General features: G+C 66.8%; 19 protein-coding genes. 13 read left to right on the top strand and 6 right to left on the bottom strand.

Features of this window, described 5'->3' with window-relative positions:
• Positions 1-224: 224 nt before the first annotated feature.
• Positions 225-1283 (top strand): alpha/beta hydrolase, encoded by a 1059-nt coding sequence (locus ABN028_RS19290; RefSeq protein WP_349697531.1) that lies wholly within the window; start codon positions 225-227, stop codon positions 1281-1283.
• A gap of 629 nt (positions 1284-1912) precedes the next feature.
• Here the strand turns inward: ABN028_RS19290 and ABN028_RS19285 are convergent.
• Complete coding sequence (locus ABN028_RS19285) at positions 1913-2185, bottom strand: VOC family protein (RefSeq protein ID WP_349697530.1); 273 nt, start codon at positions 2183-2185, stop codon at positions 1913-1915.
• Positions 2186-2648: 463 nt separating this feature from the next.
• On the opposite strand from ABN028_RS19285, the gene ABN028_RS35425 reads away from it, so the two are divergent.
• A complete protein-coding gene (locus ABN028_RS35425) occupies positions 2649-2834 on the top strand; it encodes a helix-turn-helix domain-containing protein (protein ID WP_502879194.1) in 186 nt (61 codons plus the stop codon).
• A gap of 369 nt (positions 2835-3203) precedes the next feature.
• Here ABN028_RS35425 and ABN028_RS19280 read toward each other — a convergent pair whose 3' ends face one another.
• From ABN028_RS19280 to ABN028_RS19270, 3 genes are all read right to left on the bottom strand, one after another.
• Positions 3204-4169, bottom strand: a complete 966-nt coding sequence (locus tag ABN028_RS19280) for an MASE1 domain-containing protein (RefSeq protein ID WP_349325977.1) — start codon at positions 4167-4169, stop codon at positions 3204-3206.
• Between the two features lie 330 nt (positions 4170-4499).
• Complete coding sequence (locus tag ABN028_RS19275; protein ID WP_349697529.1) at positions 4500-4820, bottom strand: GYD domain-containing protein; 321 nt, start codon at positions 4818-4820, stop codon at positions 4500-4502.
• 227 nt (positions 4821-5047) lie between these two features.
• Positions 5048-5815, bottom strand: a complete 768-nt coding sequence (locus tag ABN028_RS19270; protein WP_349325958.1) for a TetR/AcrR family transcriptional regulator — start codon at positions 5813-5815, stop codon at positions 5048-5050.
• 181 nt (positions 5816-5996) lie between these two features.
• On the opposite strand from ABN028_RS19270, the gene ABN028_RS19265 reads away from it, so the two are divergent.
• The 11 genes from ABN028_RS19265 to ABN028_RS19215 all read left to right on the top strand — a co-directional run bounded on the left by ABN028_RS19265 (position 5997) and on the right by ABN028_RS19215 (position 17878).
• Positions 5997-6632, top strand: a complete 636-nt coding sequence (locus ABN028_RS19265) for a dihydrofolate reductase family protein (RefSeq protein ID WP_349325957.1) — start codon at positions 5997-5999, stop codon at positions 6630-6632.
• Positions 6633-6695: 63 nt separating this feature from the next.
• Positions 6696-6989, top strand: a complete 294-nt coding sequence (locus ABN028_RS35420; protein WP_502879193.1) for a phosphotransferase — start codon at positions 6696-6698, stop codon at positions 6987-6989.
• A 51-nt stretch (positions 6990-7040) separates the two neighbouring features.
• On the top strand, positions 7041-7781 hold the full coding sequence (locus ABN028_RS19255) for a FadR/GntR family transcriptional regulator (RefSeq protein ID WP_349697527.1): 741 nt from the start codon (positions 7041-7043) through the stop codon (positions 7779-7781).
• Positions 7782-7891: 110 nt separating this feature from the next.
• On the top strand, positions 7892-9838 hold the full coding sequence (locus ABN028_RS19250) for an exo-alpha-sialidase (RefSeq protein WP_349697526.1): 1947 nt from the start codon (positions 7892-7894) through the stop codon (positions 9836-9838).
• Between the two features lie 45 nt (positions 9839-9883).
• Positions 9884-11161 (top strand): extracellular solute-binding protein, encoded by a 1278-nt coding sequence (locus ABN028_RS19245; RefSeq protein WP_349697525.1) that lies wholly within the window; start codon positions 9884-9886, stop codon positions 11159-11161.
• Between the two features lie 8 nt (positions 11162-11169).
• Entirely contained in the window at positions 11170-12114 is a 945-nt protein-coding gene (locus ABN028_RS19240; RefSeq protein WP_349697524.1) for a carbohydrate ABC transporter permease, read from the top strand.
• Positions 12111-12941, top strand: coding sequence for a carbohydrate ABC transporter permease (locus ABN028_RS19235; RefSeq protein WP_349697523.1), 831 nt, complete (start codon positions 12111-12113; stop codon positions 12939-12941). Before ABN028_RS19240 ends, ABN028_RS19235 begins: the two co-directional genes overlap by 4 nt.
• Positions 12942-12985: 44 nt before the next feature.
• Positions 12986-13909, top strand: coding sequence for a dihydrodipicolinate synthase family protein (locus ABN028_RS19230; protein ID WP_349697522.1), 924 nt, complete (start codon positions 12986-12988; stop codon positions 13907-13909).
• Positions 13906-15378 carry a sulfatase-like hydrolase/transferase gene (locus ABN028_RS19225; RefSeq protein ID WP_349697521.1) on the top strand — a complete coding sequence of 491 codons (1473 nt, stop codon included), beginning with the start codon at positions 13906-13908 and terminating at the stop codon, positions 15376-15378. The genes ABN028_RS19230 and ABN028_RS19225 overlap by 4 nt, the downstream gene beginning before the upstream one ends.
• A gap of 53 nt (positions 15379-15431) precedes the next feature.
• The gene (locus ABN028_RS19220; RefSeq protein ID WP_349697520.1) at positions 15432-16616 is read left to right on the top strand and encodes a sialidase family protein; all 1185 of its coding nucleotides are present in this window, start codon (positions 15432-15434) and stop codon (positions 16614-16616) included.
• 26 nt (positions 16617-16642) lie between these two features.
• Positions 16643-17878 (top strand): galactose oxidase, encoded by a 1236-nt coding sequence (locus ABN028_RS19215; protein WP_349325947.1) that lies wholly within the window; start codon positions 16643-16645, stop codon positions 17876-17878.
• Positions 17879-17985: 107 nt separating this feature from the next.
• Here the strand turns inward: ABN028_RS19215 and ABN028_RS19210 are convergent, their stop codons facing one another.
• Positions 17986-19569: an arylsulfatase gene (locus tag ABN028_RS19210; protein WP_349325946.1), complete on the bottom strand. Its 1584-nt coding sequence runs from the start codon at positions 19567-19569 to the stop codon at positions 17986-17988.
• Positions 19566-21446 (bottom strand): exo-alpha-sialidase, encoded by a 1881-nt coding sequence (locus tag ABN028_RS19205; protein WP_349697519.1) that lies wholly within the window; start codon positions 21444-21446, stop codon positions 19566-19568. Before ABN028_RS19205 ends, ABN028_RS19210 begins: the two co-directional genes overlap by 4 nt.
• Between the last annotated feature and the right edge of the window lie 15 nt (positions 21447-21461).

Genomic DNA, 21461 nt, shown 5'->3' with positions numbered 1-21461 from the left:
TCGCACCCACGAACCAAGAACGTCCCGATCACCGTCATGCAACACCAACGCCGCAGCAGGAGGATGAGCCATACCAGCATCCTCCCAGGAACAACCGTCCAATCATTAACGCCACGCCGTACTAGCGGGCCGACGGAGCCGACGTAGCGCCATTCCTGGAACCAGACAGCCTGCGCTGATCAAAACCGGTACTCACATGCGGTTCGGTGGGTCAGAGTTCCGGGATGGAGTACGAGTTCCTCATCCGCCCGGACGACCTGACCCTTCGGTATCAGACCCCCCGCGCGCCGCTGCGGCTGGCTTTCGACCGCGCGGGCCTGTCATGGGCGGACTGGCGTGCGCAGGCCATGACGAAGCTGGCGGATCTAGTGAGCATCGATGCCCAGCCAGCCCCGTGCGACGTGACCGAGGTACGTCGCACCACGCACGAAGGCGTTGAGGTTACGGCGTTGGTGATGCGGGTCAGCGACGAGCTCTCCCTACCTGCGTACCTTCTCCACCCGAGTCGACAGGCACCGGGGCGTGGCCAGTCAGCGGTCATCGGCATTCATGGCCATGGGCAAGTCGACGAATGCCTCGGCATCCCCGGCGTTCGGGAGGATTACCACCACAACTTCGCGCTTGTGCTCGCGCAGGCCGGACATACGGTGCTACTCCCGGAGCTGCGTGGGTTCGGCGCGCTCGATGATCTCGCCCTTCACCGAGACGGCGAGAGTCTGAACTACTGGCGCTTGGGTCATCACATGACCTACACGGTGCTGACCGACGGTTATCAAAACGGGCGCACTCTGATGGGAGACACCATCGAGGATCTGCTGCGGTGGGAACACTGGCTAGCGGACGCCCACAACGTCAAGGCTTTTGACGTCGCCGGGATCTCCTGGGGCGGTGACCTCGCGTGCACCTATCCGGTGTTCAGCACACGTGTCCGATACATCTTCGCCAGCGGCACCCTAGGCTCGTTCACCGCGATCTTCGCCCGATGTGGCAACGCACCGGCACCCTGCATACCGGGAGTGCTCGCCTGGCTGGACCGCGCCGACGTCGCAGGCCTGAACGCACCACGGCCGATCGCCGTGCACTACGGCGAACTGGACGTACCTGGCCCCGACAACGAATCAGCCTCGTACAACGAGACTGTGCCCGACTCATTCCACCGCCTACGCGCCATCTACGAGGCGGTCGGGGCGGGTGACGCGGTATCCATGCATGTCACGGAGAACAGCGGTCACGAAATGGACAACGGCCTGCTCCTGGACTTCCTTCGAAGGTGGGCTGACTGACTCAAGAACATGCAACGTTGGGCCATGATGAGCACGTCGTCGACGAGCAATGGAGGGGCCTACGGATCTGCGAGTCGGCGAGCCACTTGCTGCCAGATGGAGCGGCCGGTCAGGGCTTGTCACGGTCAGCAGCGGTCAAGTCAGTGCGACCCCTGCGTCGGATTGGTCGACGCCCAGCCGAGCGTGGAGACCAAATATGCCTTTGCAAGACAGAGTCCAGGCGTACATCCCGCGTGCAACAAGGGGCGGTCAATAGGGGTCATTGACGGGCACTCGCTGGCGGTTGCGCCCCGGTATATGGCCTGGTCAAGGCAGTCGGCAAGGGCGGGATCAAACCGTCGACCTTCCGCTTTTCAGGCTGAGTCGCACGGTACGGCGTTCACCTAGGCGTGACCGTGTGCTGTGCCACATCCGTGTCACACGTGGTGTCGGCGTACGACTTGCAGTGCAGAGCCTTGTACGCCACCGAATGCTGTGGCCATCGACATGGGCAAGTATAAACGGCTAGGTGGCGGTCGAGACGACGGCAGCGCACAGAGATCGTCGACCGCAAGGTGATGTGTGCATGCCCTGGCGGCGTCCGGATCTGCCGATGAGCGCGAACGTTACGCCGAGGGCTCCCGTACGGATCAGTTGAGACAAAGGCAGAAGGGGTGGCCTGCCGGGTCCAGGAAGACCCTGTAGGACGTACCGGGCTGGTCCGGATGTTTGGTTGCACCGAGATCGATCACTGCCGCCTCGGCTGCGTCGAGGTCGTCAACGAGCATGTCGAGGTGCATCTGCTTGGGCCGCTCCTGGGTCGGCCACGTCGGCGGCGTGTAATCAGCCACCCGGTGGAAGGCGATGCACTGGCCGTCCTCAGGGCAAACCGAGCCCGGTCGGCGGAGTCGTCGATCCTCCAATCCAGCATCGCGCCGTAAAACCTGGCGAGCCCACCAGGATCGGGACAGTCGATAGCGATGAGGGGCAAGCGAGCGATGGCCATGCCGGCCACGACATCGACGATTTCGGCCCGCACACGTCCGGATTCTGCCGTGAGTGCCGGCGCTGATGACTGTCGTACGTCCGCTCGTGCCGCGATCCGAGCGTCAGCGAGGTCCATCGGCAACTCAGCGTGAGTAGCAGAAGTAGAGTGGCCGAGCCGGCAGCAGGTCCGGGAGTGGCTGGAGCAGTTGTCGGGCGGGTTGTTTGGTCGGAGGCGTTCTATGTGGATCTGCTCGCTGAGCAGGGCGCGCAGCTTGGCGAGCCCTACACCAGGCAGTTGGAGGGGAAGTTTCGGGAGCTGCGGCTCTATCTCGAGCGGGATGCGGTTCGGATCAGCAGCGTACGAGGCGGCTCGGCTGGCGTTCGAGCTGGGGTGCGTCGGTGCGTCAGCTTCGGGAGCAGCGTGATTGGAGTCAGAGCGCGCGGGCGGCGGGCATGACTCAGTCGGCTGTCGCGCGGTTCGAGGCTGGCGGCACTGTGCCCACATTGCCGGTCCTGGAGCGGATCGCACGGGCGCTGGACGTTGAGCTGGCTGTGAACTTCAAGCCCCAGCCGTCTGCCGCGTGAAGGCATACCCCTGGCTGGTACTCGCCTCTGTCAATGGTTCTGTCAATGAAACGCAGTCGTCGAGGGCCATCAGTGGCAACTCAGACAGGCAAACGGTCAGGTCAGCAGGCGTGAGGCAGTCAGCTCCGGGGCGGTCGGCCCTCTTCTAATCCGCGGGTTCTGGGTTCGATCCCCAGGCGGCCAACCTACGCTGACCTGCACAAGCGTCTGGGGCGACCTCGCCAAGCCCGCCAATGACGGCCGCACTTGACCCCAACGTCACCAGTCAACGTGCTCCCGCTGGGTCAATGTGCGCGGAGAGCGACGTAGGTAGACGACTCGTCGAGAGGGCTGGTCCTTCTGCCCGCCCGAGACGTCGCACGGTGGCGGTCATGGGCCGTCGTCTTTCGGGGAGTCCTCGCCGAACCGTCGGGGTTCCACCCGCGGAGTGGTCTTGCTGCGGTCGAGGTGGTTGACGACTTCGCCAAGTCGGATGGCCGTTTGCTCGATCTCGACGCGGCCACGGTCCCGTTCGGTGATGGTTGCGGCGAGCAGCAATGCGCTTAGAGCGACAGCGCCGTTGAAGAGCTGGAGGGTGATCATGATGGTGAGCAGGTCTCGTCCGGCGAACGGGCCGTAGCCCTGGACGGCCGCGTAGACAGCGGCGAGGGATGTGAGCAGCGCGACTGGAGCGGCTCCGGCCAGTTGGAAGCGCAGCGCCGCCCATCCCAAGAACGGGAAAGCGAGGAACAGGACAGCGCCGATGATCTGTGTGCCCGCCAGGACGACGACGAACGATCCCACCAGCAGCAGCGCGAATTCCAGCAGTCGGTACTTGTCCACGTCCAGGGGCCATCGAAGGCGACGAAGGACGAGGAGTAGTGGTGCGAACAGGAGCACTCCCATTGCGTCGCCTGTCCACCAGGTCGACCACATTGCCCAGAAGTAGCTCGCTGGGACCAAGCCTGAAAGCACGCGCTCACCGGCACCCGCCGTTGCGCTGATAAGCATCGCGGCGAAGGCCGCGAGAAACACCAACGCGAACGCATCCTTCAGCCGGTCCAACTCGACACGGAACCCGACACGACGCAGCAGAACATAGGCAACCAGGCACGAGAGCGTAGTCCCCACCGCGGACGGCAGGGCATGGATTGCGGGAACAGTCATCAGTTCGACAACGAACTGCGCCACAAGGATCCCAGGCCAGACACGAACACCTACGACAAGCAGGGCAACCACGGCAATCCCGGTCGGTGGCCACCACGGGCTCACCTGCCCGCGAACCAATCCGACCAAGAGCCCAAGGCGGGCAGACAGGTAATAGGCAACCGCAACGCCGAGGATCTGCAAAGCCACGGTCACATACCGCTTGAGCCCTGGAAGCCGCCCCACAACGAACCATGCTAGGCGTCCCACTGTCGACCTAGCCGTGGACTTGGTACGCGGTATTCTCCAGACCTTGGCCCGAATTGCGGAGCGGCACGCCACATGGTCGAGGTACCTGGACCGCGCGAGAGCAACGCTGCTTGGGGACCATGGGAGGCGAGGACCATACCCGATACATGGGCGTGAAATTCAAAGGCATGGCAAGCGTCAGCGTGAACGGTCAAACCGGTTTGCCACTGCGCTCGGCCCAGTGCGCACGCAAGGTGTTAGCGGCCCAGGCGAATCGCCCAGCGGGGTCAGTCAGCTGCCTGGCGCTCGGAACTCGACCGGCTTCCTTGTCGCGTCATCGAGCTCCTCCGGCGTTAACAAGACGACGGTCCTGGTGTCGACGGCACCGCTAGCCTTCACCGCGAGCTCGACGGCGGCCATCGAGACGTTGTCCGGGAATTCGAGAATGCTGTACAAATCGTGGTCACCGAAGGCGAAATAGAGTGCTTCCACCTTGCCACCCAATTGCGCACATACGTCCTGAACCACGGCCTGACGCCCCGTGCCGCCCTCCTTGAGCAGACCCTTCGCTCCGGACGCCGTGTAGTTCGCCTCCACGAGGAACTTCGCCATGGGATGCACCTCCCCTCACGACCCTTCTAGCGTCAGCCTTGCACCCACACGGACGGTCAGGAACTCCCCGAAGGTCCTCCACCCGCCAGCAAAGTCGCGTGGGTACTGCCCTCCACGATGCGGCCTTGGACAAGGATGACGCAGTGGCAGGGTTTCGTCGTAGATCATCGAGGTTCTTGGTTCTCCCTCACCTGGCGTCGCCGGTGAGCAGTCCTTTGGCGCGGCATTCAACGCGTGCGCTTGTCAATGAGCAGTTCGAGCCCGTCGAGGATGCGGGCGAGTCCGAACTCGAATGCGCTGTGCGCTGGGTCGTGCGTGCTGGCCGCAAGGCGGGACAGGGTGGGGAATCGTTGTTCATGGCCGCCGCGGAGGCGGTCGAGCATCTCCTCGTGAGGCAACCCGAGCGTCCATGGCAGCAAGCCGTAGGTCGTCATCGCTTGGGTAGCGCGAAGGTGGGCACTCACGAGAAACACTGCGTCAAGCTGCTCCTGTGGTGACATCCCGAGGCCCGAAAGGGTGCTGGTGGCTGTCTCGACCCAGGCGACCTCGTTCGGGCCCATGATGCGGTCGTTGCTCACCGGCCGTACCGCGCCCGGGCTGGCCTGCCATTCGCTGACGTGCGGTAACCAGGGGTGGCGGTTCCAGGTCGCGCGGATCAGTCGCGCCCACCGCTCCAGTCGGGTACGCCAACCGTCTTCGGGTGGGCCGAGGTCGGGCGGGTCGCCGATGGCGAGGTCGGTCATCACCGCGAGCAGTTCTGCCTTGCTCCGGACATACCGGTAGAGCGCCATCTTCGTGTAGTCGAGCTCGCCCGCGACGCGCTGCATGGAGATCGCGGCGAGGCCTTGGGCGTCGGCGATCGCCACGCCGGCCTCTGCGATCTGGCGAACGGACAGCGCCCGCTTCGGCCCTAGGCTCGACGGCTGGCGCAGACCCCACAGCAGCTCGAGGGCTCCGAGGTAGTCCTGTGGTGCGCGTCTGTCCGGTGCCGCCAACGCTCTCGCTCCGTCCGTCGAGTTTGCCTCTTGCGGTTCCCGACTAACCGCGTCTATGGTACACAGTGTCTACCGGACACAGTTTCGTGGTCGAGCAAGAAGATCGAGATCATTCCTCGACCAACCTCCGTTTCCCTGCCACGTACGACAAATGGCTCCGATTACCGAAGGAGAATCGCCCATGTCACTCGCCCGCGTCCACAACTTCGCCATCTCCCTCGACGGCTTCGGCACCGGTGAGGGTCAGAGCCACGACGCGCATTTCGGTCACGCCGGCGACCGGCTGCACCAATGGATGTTCGCCACCCGGGCGTGGCAACAGACCGCCGGTAGCCGCGGCGTCGACAACGTCTTCGCCGAGGAGTTCGGTCCGGGGATCGGCGCCGAGATCATGGGTGCCGGGAAGTGGGGCCACCCCGGATGGCACGAGGACCCGGAGTGGAAGGGCGCGTGGGGTCCGAACCCGCCGTTCCACACGCCGGTCTTCGTCCTTACCCATCACCCGCGCTCCTCGATCGAGATGGAAGGGGGCACGACGTTCCACTTCCTCGACAGTTCGCCTGCCGAGGCGCTCGAGACAGCCCGCAAGGCTGCGGACGGCAAGGACGTACGCATCGGCGGAGGTCCCACCGTGATCCGCGACTTCCTTGCCGCCGGGCTCATCGACCACATGCACATCGTGGTGGTCCCGATCCTGCTCGGCCGAGGCGTACGCCTCTGGGACGGACTGGAGGGCCTCGAGAAGGCATACGCGGTCGAGGCCACCTCCTCGCCAAGCGGAGTCACCCACGTGACGTTCACCCGTACGGGCGCCTGAACCACGCCGGTCGAGAATCCTGGGTGTGGCCGTTTGGCGACCGTCGCCACGAGAGGCTCCACCATGGGTGACAGCTCGTACGTTCGGGATCTTCAGGCGCGATGGTCAACGCCATCCTCAGTTGTCGATGAGATCGTGCGTCGCGCGGCCCATGTGGCGGCCGATGAGGTTGAACGAGTGATCCAGGGCTACCAGAACGAGGTGTATCGGGTGCGCGCTGGTGCTCGCCCGTTGGTGGTTCGCATCCGCCACTCGGGCGAGGGCGAGTTCGAGCAGGAAGCGTGGGCGATGCGGCAAGCTCGCCAAGCCGGAGTTCCGGTGCGGCCTTTGCAAGATATCCTACAAGTTGCACCGTAGGATCAGCCACGTTCGGGTGTCAAGGGTCACTCAGGTCCGTCAGGAGGCAGTGTGGAACCGGCGTTTCGACGGCTGGAAAGTGCTCCCCCGCTTCACAAGACCGTGCAGCAGGAAATCAGGAACTACATCATCAAGCAGGGGCTGCGCCCCGGCGATCCCCTCAAGCCGGAGTCCGAGCTGGCGCGCATTTTCGGGGTCAGCCGCAACTCGGTACGCGAGGCGGTCAAGGCCCTCGAGTCGACCGGCGTGCTCGAGACGCGCCGCGGTAGCGGTGTCTATGTGCGCGAGTTCTCGTTCGCCCCGCTGCTGGACCATCTGCCGTATGCCTTGATGCAGGGTCGGCGCGCTGTCAGCGAGTTGTTGGCACTGCGCAAGGCGCTCGAGGCGGCCCTGATCGCGGACGCGATGCGGGTGGTGTCCGACTCCAGCATCGCCGCCATGCGGGAGGTTCTGGCGGAGATGTACACCCTGGCCGAGCAGGGTCAGCCGTTTCCGGAGCAGGACCGGCGGTTTCACCGGCTGCTGTTCGCCGACCTTGGCAACGAGATGCTCCTCAGCCTGTTCGACCTGTTCTGGCTCGCGTTCCACCACGCCGCGCCGCCCCTGCTGGGGCGCACCCCTATGAAGGCATACCAGGCTCACGCGAGGATTCTCGACGCCGTCCTTACCGGCGATCCTGAGCAGGCCCGAGACGCGGTGCACGAGCATTACATCGGTATCGAGTGCCGCCTCAGCGGCGAGGACTCGCCGGAGGCCGGCGCGGGGGCTGCCACGGAGGCAACGGCGCCCTGACGGCGCCCCCTCTGGCTTCACGGCCGTACTACTGGCCTCTTGACACGCAATCTCAGTCGGCGTACGTTTCCGCGATCTGTAGGATATCTTGCAGACTTCGGAGGCGGGTTATGCGCGGATACTCCCATCGGCAGCGCTCCGCGAGAGTCGCTGCCAGCCTGATCGCGACCGGACTCGTCGCTGGCTTCGTGGGGGTGACCGCGATGGATCCACTCGGCAGTTCCACGTCCGCCCACGCCGGCGTCACCGAGGGCGTCAGCTACACGACCGTGTTCTCCCGCGGCCAGGACGGCTATCACACGTTCCGGATTCCCGCGGTCCTGAAGGCTGCTGACGGCACGCTGCTGGCGTTCGCCGAGGGCCGGGTCAACAGTCCGAGCGATGACGGGAACATCGATCTGGTCCTCAAGCGGTCCACCGACGGCGGCGTTACCTGGGGGCCGTTGCAGGTGCTCGTCGACGACGGCCCGGATCGGTTCGCCAATCCGGTGCCGATCCTGGATCGCAGGACCGGCCGGATCGTCGTCAACACGACGCGTACCGGTGGCAACGTGACGACGGCCGATGTCCGCTGCGGGCGGGTTACCGACGAGGAGACCAGGCGGTCGTTCATCCTGCACAGCGATGACAACGGCGCCACCTGGTCGCGGCCCAACGAGATCACCGCGGACGTGAAGCCGGCCACCTGGCGGCACTTCGTCGGCGGCCCCGGGCACGGCATCCAGCTGACCAGCGGGGAGCACGCGGGCCGGCTGGTGATCCCCGGCAACCACTCCGTCGCCCCTCCCGAGGGGTCCGGAATCGACTGCCTGGACGAACGATTGTTCGGCGCGCACAGCCTCTACAGCGATGACGGCGGCACGACCTGGAACCTGGGCGGCGTCGACACCTCGCTGCAGGACGTCTACAACCCCAACGAGTCAACCGCTGTGGAGCTGAACGACGGGACCGTGTACTTCAATGCCCGCGACCAGGGGGGCACAAGCCCCGGGCGTAGGGTCAGCACCACCAGCAGCGACGGCGCCGCCTCCTTCGACGCGCCGTACCAGGCCACCTCGGACATCGTCACCACCCAGATCCAGGGATCGGTCCTGAAGCTGTCACAGGCGGCGGAATCTCGGAGCCGGATCGTGTTCTCCGCGCCGGCTCACCCCACCGCCCGGGAGAACCTCACTCTCTGGTCCAGCTTCGACCAGACCGCCTCCTGGCAGCGCGGGCTTCAGCTGTACGACGGCCCTTCCGGCTACTCCGACCTGGTGTCGGTCGACGGTCAGACGCTCGGGGTTCTCTTCGAGAATGGCGACCGGCTCTCGCCGGATGCGACATTGCCGTACCACCAGCGGATCAGCTTCGCCCGCGTACCGGTCGGTGGTGCGGACGTGCCAAGTCCGCCGCGGCAGACAACCCCGGACGAGTCGGGCCACGGGTACGACGGCCTCATCAGCGGCAGCCCCAAGCCGGTTGCGGGCGCCTTCGGCTCCGCGCTGGAACTGGCCGGGGACTATGTCGAGGCGCCGCTGTCCGACTCGCTGGCGGTGGGCGGTGGGTCGTTCACGGCCGCGGCGTGGTTCCGCACCAGCGCATCCGATGACCAGGCAATCGTCTGGGCGCACTCGACAACCTCGGGCGAGCCAAAGTGGTGGATCCGGCTGGAACCCAACCTGGGTCGGCTCCGCGCGCTCCTGGAGACAGGCGACGCAAGCCGATCCGTGACCGCTCCCGGTGAGTACGCCGACGGCACCTGGCACCATGTCGCGCTCACCCGGGACAGCGACAACGTGACGCTCTTCGTCGACGGCTCGCCGGTCGCCACCGCGGCCGCGATCACCGGGTCTGTCTCGGACGGCGCCCGCACCGGCATCCGGTTCGGAGCCCGTGTCGACGGCATCAACAATCCGCTGCGAGGCGCCGTCGACGAGGCATGGCTGTTCGATCGGGCCCTGACGGCCGCGGAGATCCAGGCCCTCGCCGACGACAACGCCGCACCGCCGGACGGCGCCTTGCTTCACCTGCCCATGGACAACCTTCGGCGAGCCGGCGTCGACCAGACCCGGTAGCCGGCCCGCCCCTGCTGTGAATCGATGCCATCTGGAGGACGAGTCATGCACCCCATTCACCGCGTCCGCAGTCGCGTCGCGACCGTCTCGGTCGCCGCCCTACTCTCTGCATCGCTCGCTGCGTGCGGGAGTTTGGGCGGCGGCTCAGGCGGCGGCTCAGGCGGCTCGGACGAAGCGTCGTCGGGGGGCGACGGCACCATCACGTTCTGGCACTACTACGGCGAGCCGCACAACATCCCGTTGGAGAAAGTGCTCGAGGCCTACGACGAGGACCACGACGAGATAGAGGTCGACGCCCGCCACATCCCGTTCGACGACTTCAACCGCACCCTCCAGCAGGCCGCGACCGCCGACGAGTTGCCCGACATCGCCCTGATCAACGCCTTCGACACCCAGGCGATGGCCGAGGCCGGAATCATCGAAGACCTCAGCGGCCGGGTGGAGGAGTGGGGCGAGCAGGACGCCTACTACCCCACGAGCTGGGAAACCACGCAGGTCGACGGCGCCACGTACGGCGTTCCGCACGTCGCTGACGACTACGCCGTCTACTACAACAAGGACCTGATGGACGCGGCCGGGCTTCAGCCTCCGAGGACCTGGGAGGAGATGGAGTCGACCGCGGCCAGGCTCGCGGGGGACGTGAAGTACGGCCTCGCGGTCGCTGGAGGTGAGGGCGCCGAAGGAGCGACCGGGCTCGTACTCCGGACCCTCGCCGCTGGTGGGTCGATCGAGGAGTTCGGCAGCGACGCGGGTGTCGAGGCGTTGCGGTCGTTCAAGACGATGGTCGACAACGGCGGTCTCTCGAAGGGCTTCCTCACCTGGAGCGAGGAGGACGCCAAGAACCATTTCGCCACCGGCCAGGCCGCCATGATGATCAACTCGGCGACCTACGTCAGCATCCTCCACGAGGAGGTGCCGGACCTGAGCTGGGACATCGCGCCGATGCCGAGCGAGGAGACGAGCAAGACCTTCCTGTCCGCGGAGAACCTCACGATCGGGGCCGGCAGCGGCGACGCCGACGCGGCCTGGGACCTGATCACCCACCTGCAGCGGCCAGACGTACTGACGGAGTACCTGCCGGCGCGCAACAAGCTCCCGGCCCGGAGCGACGTGCCCGGCGCGGTCGAGGATCCGGTCCGCCAGAAGTTCGCCGACCAGCTGGAGGACGCCTGGGCGCCGGAGGGTGATCTGGCCACCCACTCGAACGAGGCGTTCACCCTCGTGCAGGAGGCACTGCAGGCCACGGTCAGTGGTTCCAGCAGCCCAGAAGAGGCCGCGCAGACAGCGCAGTCGGGCATCGACGAGGCGCTGTCGGGGTCATGAGTCCCGTCGTGACGAGCCAGTCGGAGAAGCTGCCGGGGGCGGTGGCCGCGCCCCCGTCCCCGGCACGTCGCCGTCGGCGCCGGCCTCTCAGCGGATATCTGTTCCTCGCACCGGCCGTCGCCTTCGTGGTGCTCACTGTCATCTATCCGCTGCTCTACAACATCGTGCAGAGCTTCTTCGACGTTGGACTACGGGAGGTGGCGCAGGGCGGCGCCACCTGGGTGGGCCTCGACAACTACGCCGATCAGTTCGGTCGCTCCAAGTTCTGGCACGCCCTGCAGGTCTCGATCGTCTACTCGTTCGGCACCGTCGCCCTGACCTTTGCGACGGGTCTCGGACTGGCCCTGCTGTTCCGGCGTGCCTTCCGCGGTCGCAACATCATGCGCGGGCTGATCCTGGTCGCGTGGGTCCTGCCGACCGTGGTGAGCGCGAACGTCTGGCGGTGGCTGATGGACGGCAGCTACGGACTTCTCAACGCCGTGCTGGCGGCCGTCGGTCTCCTCGACCGGGACGTGTTCTGGCTGGGGGAGCCGAACACCGCGGTTGCCGCCGTCATCGTCGCGACCGCGTGGAGCTTCGGGCCGCTGGCCATGATCTTGCTGTCGGCCGGCCTGCAGGGCATCTCTCCGACCCTCTACGAAGCCGCTCGGATCGACGGCGCCTCCGCCTGGCAGCAGTTCCGCGCCATCACGTTCCCGCTGCTGCGCCCGGTGAGCCTGACCGTCACGCTGCTGATCTTCATCTTCACCTTCAAGACCTTCGACACGATCTTCCTGATGACCGGAGGCGGCCCGGGCGGCGCCACCGAGATCCTTCCCGTGTACGCGTACCAGGAGGCCTTCGAGTTCTCGAGGTTCGACACCGCCGCGGTGGCGACGACGACCCTCATGGTCGTGCCGCTCGCGCTGGCGATCGTGTACTTCCGCGCCCTCCGGGCGGAGGAGAGAGCATGAGCGAGCGCATCAGCAGGCGTTGGCTTTTCGTCGCCGGTCTCGCCGTGACGGCGGTCTACCTGATCCCCGTCTACTGGATGATCAATACCTCGTTCAAGCGGGCCGGCGACATCTTCGCGGTGCCGCCCGACCTCATCCCGATGCCGCCGACGATCGCGTCGTACGTACAGGCAGTGTTCTCCGATGCCGACATCGCCCGTGGCCTGGCCAACAGCGCGGTCATCGCGATCGGCACGACTGTGATCACGCTTGTGGTGGCGCTTCCGGCGGCGTACGGCCTGGCCAGGCTGCGCATCCGGTTTGTTCCGGCCATCCTGATGCTGTTCCTGATCGTGCAGATGGTGCCGTCGGTGAACCTCGCGTTCCCGATGTTCGTCCTGTTCTCGAGCGTCGGACTGGTGAACTCCTATGCCGGGCTGATCATCGCCAACTGCTCGCTGGCGATCCCGCTCGCGGTCACCATCCTGCGGCCGTACTTCCTCAACGTGCCGACCGAGATCGTGGAGGCCGCGAAGATCGACGGCTGCAACGAGCTCACCGCGTTCTGGCGGGTTGCCGTACCCATCAGCACGCCGGGTGTCATCACGGTGGCCGTCGTGAGCTTCCTGGCGGCGTGGGGCGAGTTCGTGTTCGGGCTGGCGCTGGCGACCGACGAGAAGTATCAGCCGATCACCGTCGTTCTGGCCAGCCTTACCAACGCCTTCGGCACGAGGTGGAACGACCTGATGGCGGTCTCCGCCGTCATTGCCCTGCCCGTGATCGTGGCCTTCGTCTTCCTGCAGCGGTACATCGTGGCCGGCCTCACCGAGGGGGCGACGAAGAGTTGAGCACGACCACACCCGTACGCCGTCACGAAAGGGCCGCGGCCACGATGAGCCGACTCGAGATCTGGGCCGCTACGCCCACGCCATTCGACGCGGACGGCCGACTCGACGTGTCGATCGTGCCCGCCCAGGTCGCTCACCTCCAGGCGGGCGGAATGCACGGCGCGTTCGTCACCGGCACCACCGGCGAGTTCGCCGCGATGTCGACGGACGAACGCCGGCGCCTCGTCGAGGCATGGGCGGCGGCACGGCCCGTGGGCTTCGGCCTCGCCGCCCATGTCGGAGGCACAGAGCCGGGTCAGGCGGTCGAGCTCGCGGCGCATGCCGAAGGCCTCGGCCTCGACTTCATCGCGACGGTCGCGCCGTACTACGGCGAGGCACCGACCATCGACCTCGTCGTCGACCACCTGCGCACCATCGCGGCGGCAGCGCCCGCGACCGCCTTGTGCTACTACCACATCCCGAGCATGACGGGGTCGACACATCGGCCAAGCGAGATCGTGTCCCGCGCTGCGGAGCTGATTCCGACCCTGCGCGGGGTGAAGTTCAGCGACGGCGACCTGCTGGAGTACGACCGGACCCGAGCGAGCAGCACCCACGTGCGGGTGTACTTCGGCCGGGACGAGCTGCTGCCCGCCGCGCTGTCGTTCGGCGCGGACGCGGTCATCGGCAGCCTCTACAACGGCCTGGCGCCGATCGCCCATCGAGTCACCGAGGCCTTCGACGCCGGCGACCACCCGCTCGCATTCGAGCTGCACAGACCATTTCGCGACATCGCGTCAGCCAGCAGGCGGCATGGGGGTCTCGGCTTCGTCAAGGAGCTGATGAACGAGCTCACTCCCGACTGCGGAAGGCCGCGTATCCCCTGGGGACCGCTTCCCGGGCGCGATCGGGCGGCCGCGAGCGCCCTGGCGCCTGCCTTGCGACGGGTCCTGACGGACGCGAGCGCAGGGAAGCGGGCGACGGCATGACGCCCGCGACCGTGCGACGGCCGAATGTCCTCGTCGTCATGAGCGACCAGCAGCAGGCGGCGACCGTCGATCCGAACGGCCCGTGCAACACGCCCCAGCTCGACCGGCTCGCCGCGCGGGGCGCCCGGTTCACCCGGTGCTACACCCCGAGCCCGGTCTGCTCGCCCGCCCGCGCCAGCTTCATGACCGGACTGCTTCCCCACCAGCACGGCATGGTCGACGTCGAGCACGCCGTGCCGGCGTACCGTGCCTCACTGGTCGACGGGGTGCCGATGTGGAGCCAGCGGCTCATGGCGGCGGGCTATCGCCTCGGCTACTACGGCAAGTGGCATCTCGAGCGCAGCCAGGACCTCGGACAGTTCGGCTTCTCCCGCTCGGCCGCCTACCAGGCTGGTCCCGGCCCCGACTACTTCGCGCACCGAGAACGGCTGGGTTTGGCCGACCGCCCCGTCGTCGCGGAGCCGTCCCGGATCGTGTCGCAGCCCGGCTACCGCGACTTGCTGCTCTACGGCGTCACCGAGGAGCCGGTCGAGAGCACCCTGGAGCACTACACGGTGTCCCACGCCCTGGAGTTCCTCGACGAGGCATGTGCCGGATCCGAACCGTGGGCACTGATGGTGAGTACGAAGGCGCCGCACGAGCCGTACGTCGTCCCTCGCCCGTACTTCGACCGCTACGACCCGGACCAGCTCGAGCTTCCGGCCAGCTTCGACGACGACCTGGCCGATCGGCCTGCCATCTATCGTCGCCAGCAGTCGGTGTGGTCCGACCTGTCGACCGGCGACTTCCGCACGGCCACCGCCTGCTACTACGCCGCCTGCAGTCTGGTCGACGACCAGGTAGGCCGGCTGCTGGATCGGATCGAGTCGGCCGGACAGCTCGACAACACGATCGTGGTCTACACCTCCGACCACGGTGACCTGATGGGCGCGCATCGGCTGCTGCTCAAGGGCGTGCCGGCGTTCGAGGAGGTCTACCGGGTGCCGCTGGTCGTCTCGTGGCCGGCCGCTGTCGAAGGTGGTCAGGTCATCGACGACCTGGTGCAGTCCCACGACGTCGCCGAGACGCTGGCGCAGCTCAGCGGGACCGGGCTCGGCGGTCACGCGGTCGACCTGCTGCCACGACTGACCGGCGCGGGCGGACCGCCGCGTACGACGGCGGTCGCCGAGCTCCACGGGCAGCGGTTCTCCTACACCCAGCGCGTCATCTGGGAGAACGGCTTCAAGTACGTGTTCAACGCCTTCGACTTCGACGAGCTGTACGACCTCACCGCCGACCCGACCGAGCAGGTGAACCTGGCCGGCGACCCTGTGTACGCCGACGTCCTGCGCCGACTCACCGGGCGCCTGTGGGAGGTCGCGTACGACACCGAGGACTTCACCCTGACCGGTGCCCAAGACGGCACGTACAGATATCTGGCCGTAGGCCCGCAACGCCCGGGCCAGGCAGAGCTACGAGGAGGGCGATGAGCGTGCGACCACGACGGAGAACCCCATTGAGCGTAGGAGGAACAGTTCTGGCGGTGGGAGCGCTGGTCGGGCTGGCGTCCACGCCCGCGACGGGGTCGGCCAGCCAGCCGGCCCCGACCGCGGCGAACGACACCGGCCGGTGCGCCGCCTCGGTGCCGTTCGTCTCCGGGGAGCGTGGCTACGAGATCTACCGGATCCCCGCCATCATCCAGGCCGCCGACGGCACGTTGGTCGCGTTCGCCGAGGCGCGGGAGTCACGGTCCGACGCAGGGTCGATCGACATCGTGCGCCGCCGCTCCGACGACGGCGGTTGCACCTGGGGCACGCAAGCGATCGTCGCCGACGAGGGCGACAACACGATCGGCAATCCGGCGCCGGTCGTCGATCCTGCGACAGGCGACCTCGTCCTGCTGAGCACCCGCAACGCCGGGTCGGCGACCGAGGCCGAGATCCTGCGTGGCGAGGTGCCAGCGGCGGACAGTCGGCGGGTTTTCGTCCAGGTCAGCCGGGACGACGGCAAGACCTTCAGCCCGCTGCGGGAGATTACCTCGACCACCAAGCAGCCCGACTGGCGCTGGTATGCGACTGGACCGGGCCATGCGATCGCGCTCACCCAGGGTCCGCACGCCGGGCGGCTCGTCGTTCCGGCGAACCACTCGAGTGCGCCGCCGCCGGGGTCGACCGACACCGGGGCCGAGCCGAAGTACTACGGCGCGCACAGTCTCTACAGCGACGACCGCGGCAAGACCTGGCAGATCGGCTTCAGTGACGACAGCTTCGACGGCGCTCTCAACACCAACGAGTCGACGGCCGCAGAGCTACCCGACGGCACGATCTACTTCAACACCCGCGATCAGAACGGCACCTCACCCGAGACCCGAGCCGATGGGACCTCCAAGGACGGCGGCGAGTCGCTGGTCGCACCGTACGCGCCGCAGCCGGACCTGGCCGGTCCCGTCGTCCAGGGAACCGTCCTTCAGGTCCGTGGGATGGGCTGGCCGCTGCTCTTCTCCGGCCCGTCCGATCCGAACAGCCGCGCTCGGATGGCGATCCGAGTGAGTGAGGACGGCGGCAAGAACTGGGAACAGCGCTACCTCGTGTCCGAGCACCGGGCCGCCTACTCCGACATGGTGCAGTTGCCCGGGCAGGTCGTCGGCCTGTTGTACGAGACCGGCCTGAACGACACGTACGAGACGATCCGGTTCGAGCGGATCTCCCTCGAGGAGGTCGTCCGATGACACCGCGTCCGATGAGACCGCGTCCGATGACAACCAGGCGGCGCGCCCTCCTCGCGGCGGGCGGCGTCGGTCTCGGCGGCCTGCTCACCGGCGTCCCGACAGGAGCCGCCGCTGCGGCGGTCGGCTCCGACCGGCTGCAGTGGCAGAGGCTGCCGGACGTACCGGCCAACCGAACCGACTGGTCCGACCAGATCCCGGTCGGCGAGGCGTACTGGCACCAGCTCGGCCTGGCCGGCCCGATCGCCGGCTCCCACGGCGACCTCCTGATCGTCGCGGGCGGCGCGAACTTCCCCGAGCCGGGCCGCACCGCCAACCGACAGCCCGCCCTTGGCAAGGTGTACTGGGACGACGCGTTCGTGCTGCGCCGACGCGGTGAGACGTACGAGTGGCTCGATGTCGGCGACCGGCTCGGCGACGCCGTGGCGTACTCGGCGTGCCTCAGCACCGAGCGCGGCGTGCTCGTCATCGGCGGCGAGGGATTCCGGGGCGGCCCGAACGGGACGGCCGTCAAGCCGCTCGAAAAGTTCGCCGACGTGTTCTACCTGCGGTACGACGGCGGTCTGACCCGGGAGGACCTGCCACCGCTTCCCCGGCCACTGTCATACGGCGCGGCCGCCCGGGTCGGCGACACCGTGTACGTGGCGGAAGGCGGCTCGTTCTTCGGTCTCGACCTGACCCGTACCTCTGACGGCTGGACCGAGCACGAGCCGTGGCCAGGCGACCCCCGTACTGTCGCTGTCGCGGCGTCGGACGGACGGCGGTTCTACCTGCTCAGCGGCCGGGCCCTGCGCGCCGACGGGTCGTGGCAGTTCTACACCGACGCCTACGCCTACGACCCGGGTCGTCGACACTGGACCCGGATCGCCGACCTGCCGTGGTGCATCACGGCGGGCCTGGCGACCGGGGACACCTCCGGGCTCGTGGCGTACACGGGCGACCGCGACTTCGACCGGTGGACCCGGATTCAGGAGGTTGGAGCCTGGCGGGACGAGGCGCCGGCAGGGTCGCAGGAGTGGGCCCGCCGCAACGACGTCCTGAGCTGGATCCAGGACCATCACACCGGGTTCAACACCGACGTGCTCGGCTACGACCCGCGACGCGACCGCTGGTCGGTCGTCGGCAGCTTCCCCGGACCGCCGCAGGTGACAACCCCCGCAGTTACGTGGGGCGGTGACACCGTGATCGTGAGCGGTGAGATCCGACCTGGCGTACGGACCCCGACGATCTGGCGAGTAACCGGTACGCCGGCGCCATCGGCCTGACCTGCGTCGTCGATCAGGGCGAGCCATGACGCTCTCACTACCTGGTCAGAGCGTCCAGGCCGGATGACCACCAGGATGGACCGCGATCACGGTTCTATCCCAGCGTGTCAGGACCCGTGCCACGGGCGGACGCCGCAGCGCCGAGCCCACTCGTCGTACAAGCGGGCAAGCTCGGCGACCCGGGACCTGTCCCTCGCTGCCAGATCATGAAGCTCCGTGCGGTCTTCGGCCATGTCGTAGAGCTCCCAGTCATGCCCGAACGCACTGACGAGCTTCCAGCGGCCGAGGCGTGCGGCCCGGTTTCCTTCGTGCTCGAAGAACAACGGCCGCTCCCGAGTCCAATCGCTGCCCTGGAGGAGCGGGAGAAAACTCTCTCCCGCAAGGGGTGTGATCTCGTGGCCGTCATACTCGGTGGGATACGCCGCACCGGCGACATCGAGGCAGGTCGCGAGGATGTCGATGAAGTGCGTAGGCTCATGCACGATGTCCGGCCGTTCGATTCCGGCCGGCCAGCTGACGATGAACGGCGTGGAGATCCCGCCCTCGTGCACCCATCGCTTGAATCGGCGGAAAGGGCTGTTGCTGGCGTTGGCCCACGGCAAGTCGTAGCTCATGAACGTGTCGGCCTGGCCACAGCGCAGGCCCGGGATGTTGCCGACGCGAATCGATCGCCCGTCGAGCGGGTCGGTGTCGTACCGGAAACGCTCGTGAGGGTTGGAGTCCTCGGCGAGGAACTCAGCACACCCACCGTTGTCGGAAGCGAACATGACAAGCGTGTTCTCGTCCAGGCCGAGACGGCGGATCTCACTGAGAATGCGTCCAATGCCCCTGTCCATGCACGCGACCTGTGCGGCGTACGTCGCCATCCGCAGGTCTTCCCAATCCTTGTGGGGGGTTTCCGCCCAGGCTGGTGCGCTTTCGTCCCGGGGCGAAATGTGCCAGCCGGGGTCGACGACGCCCAGACCTTTGAGTTCCTCGTGCCGTGCCGTACGAACGGAGTCCCACCCATGGCGGTAGGTGCCTTCGTAGCCCGCAATGTCCTCCTCGGGCGCGTGGAGCGGCCAGTGCGGCGCCGTGTAGGCGACGTGGAGGAAGAACGGCCTGCCCTGCACCGCGGCGTCCTTCACCATCTGCACGGCATTGTCACTGATGGCATCGGTCAGGTAGTAGTCGGAAGTCTGCAGCGGTATGAACGCGTCGTCGCGCATGAGCGTGCGCGGATAGAAGTAGCTGGCCGCTCCGGCGACGATGCCGTAGAAGTGGTCGAAGCCGCGTTGCGTGGGAATGGGGTGCGTAGGATCACCGGGACGCCAGGACTCGGCGTCGAGACTGTTGTAAGGACCGCCGACGTGCCATTTGCCCGTCATCAATGTGGTGTAGCCGTGTACCCGCAGCGCTTCGGCGATGGTGACGCAACTCCGGTTGAGGAAACCCCGGTAGCCCGGGGATCCCCGGTCGGCCATCATGTGCCCTATACCGGTCTGGTGCGCGTAGAGCCCGGTCATCAGCGAGGCACGCGAAGGGCAGCAACGAGCGGCGTTGTACATCTGGGTGAAGCGAATGCCGGAGTGGCCCAACCGGTCGAGGTTCGGTGTCCGGATTTCAGAGCCGTAGCAACCGATGTCACTGAATCCCAGATCGTCGGCCAGGATCAGGACGATGTTGGGAGAGCTGCACTCCTGCCCCGTCACTGCACAACTTCCAGCGGGAGGTGGACCAGCGCGGTCCCTGCGGGGTAGGTGTTGTCCATTGTCAGGTCGCGGATCTGAGCCGCGGTGAGTGCACGATCGAACAGGTACGCCTCATCCACGGTCCCGACGAACGGATTGTTGATGCCGTCCATGCGGGCACCGATGCGGATGCCGGCCAACGCACGCGCGGACACCGAGCCGCCAACCGGCGCATCGGCGGTCGCGACCGGCTCACCGTCGAGATACAGGGTCAGTACCTGCTGGTCACCACGCCGCATCGCGACGTGGTGCCAGTTGCCGTCCGCGAAGTTCCCCGCCAGCTGAGCCGTGCCGAGCGCTGTCTCGGTGCGGACCTGGCAGCGGAGCCTGGCCGGGCTGATGTCGATCAGCCACTGTGGGAAGGACTCGAAGTTGAACGCATTGGCGATGCGCTGCGTACGCTGGTCACTGGTACGGAACCACAAGGCCACAGTGAATGGATTGTCGCCAAGATCGATTGACGGGTCGAGCGGTATCTCGACATAGTCGCCGGCGAGGTGCAACGCCCTGCCAAACTTCCCGGCGACCAGCCTCGGTCTCCCGCTGACCACCGCCGTGTTCCCGTGCCCTGACTCCTCAGGCGTCGTCGACGGCGACGGGATGGGGACATCGAGCAACTCCATCGGCACCCGGGCGAAGCTCAGCCGCTTGTGATAGGTCAGGGCCGAATCGTCGGACAGCCGCGGGCCGTTCTCGTAGTAGACGCCCAGCATGCTGGAGGGCTCATCGACGATCTCGACAAGGTCGGAGTACCCCGACGGACCGTCGTAGACCACCAGGCTCTCCCGCCACGACGCGGCGCCGTCCAGACTCGACCTGAGCGTGAGGCGTTCCCGTGACGAGGGGTGTGCCGGGGCGGCAAAGATGGTCCGTTCGTTCTTGTCTGTCCGCCGAGTCGCCTCCAGCAGCGATCCTGAGACGATGGGAGTGATCAGGTCCGGCACGATCTGAAACGGGCCGTCGAAGGTGGCGCCACCGTCGCTGCTGGTCGTCGCTGCGCGGTTGCCGAAGGCCGTGCCTCGCTGGTTTCTCGTGTTGAAGTACACCGTGCCGTCGGCAAGTTCGACCACCGCGGTCTCGTTGGGAACCACTATCCCGTCGTCGTACTCGCCGATCGCTCCACCGATCTGCCAAGACTCGCCGTGGTCGTCGCTGTAGATCACGTGAACGCCGACGACCGCGGGACGCTCGTCGGTCTGGGGAAGGAAGTTGTGGTTGCCCGGCATGAGGAGCCGTCCGGCATGCGGTCCGGTGGTCAACTGGATGCCATGCGTCGGCCCACCCACGTAGTGCCGCATGCCGTCCACTTTGACGTCGGAGGTGATCTCTCGCCAGTCCGACCACGTGACACCATGGTCGTCGCTGTACATCACGAACGGGCGGGGCGCGTCTTCCGGACTGACCCGATCGTTCGCAATGTCATCGCCGGTGACGTCGCCTCCGGTCCGGACCACGAACAGGTGTATCCGTCCGGTCACCTGGTCGACGACAGCCGACTGGTTGGCCACTCGATTCGGCGGGTCTGCGGCGACCAGCTGCAAGGGACCCCAGGTCCGTCCGCCGTCGGCGGATCGTTTGAGCACCAACTGGATATGGCCGAAGTCCTCGGCGCTGTCGACGCGTCCCTGCGCGAAGGCCAGCAGCGTACCGTCAGCGGCTCGCACGATGAGTGGGATGCGGAATGTGTGGTAGTCCGCGGTCTCGCCTCTTTCGAACACCGTGACGCGTTCGAGGGCATGAGCAGATGCGGCATGAGCCACTTCTGACCACATACCGGCGGCGAACATAGAGGCGCTTCCGGCAAGTCCGATCGTCTTCAACAGATCACGGCGCCGCATTGTCGGCACAGTTGT

Origin of the sequence: Actinopolymorpha sp. B17G11, assembly GCF_040196095.1 — a bacterium.
GTDB lineage: Bacteria > Actinomycetota > Actinomycetes > Propionibacteriales > Actinopolymorphaceae > Thermasporomyces.
Note: the sequence above shows the minus strand (reverse complement) of the source record. Positions and strands in the feature narration are given on the sequence as shown.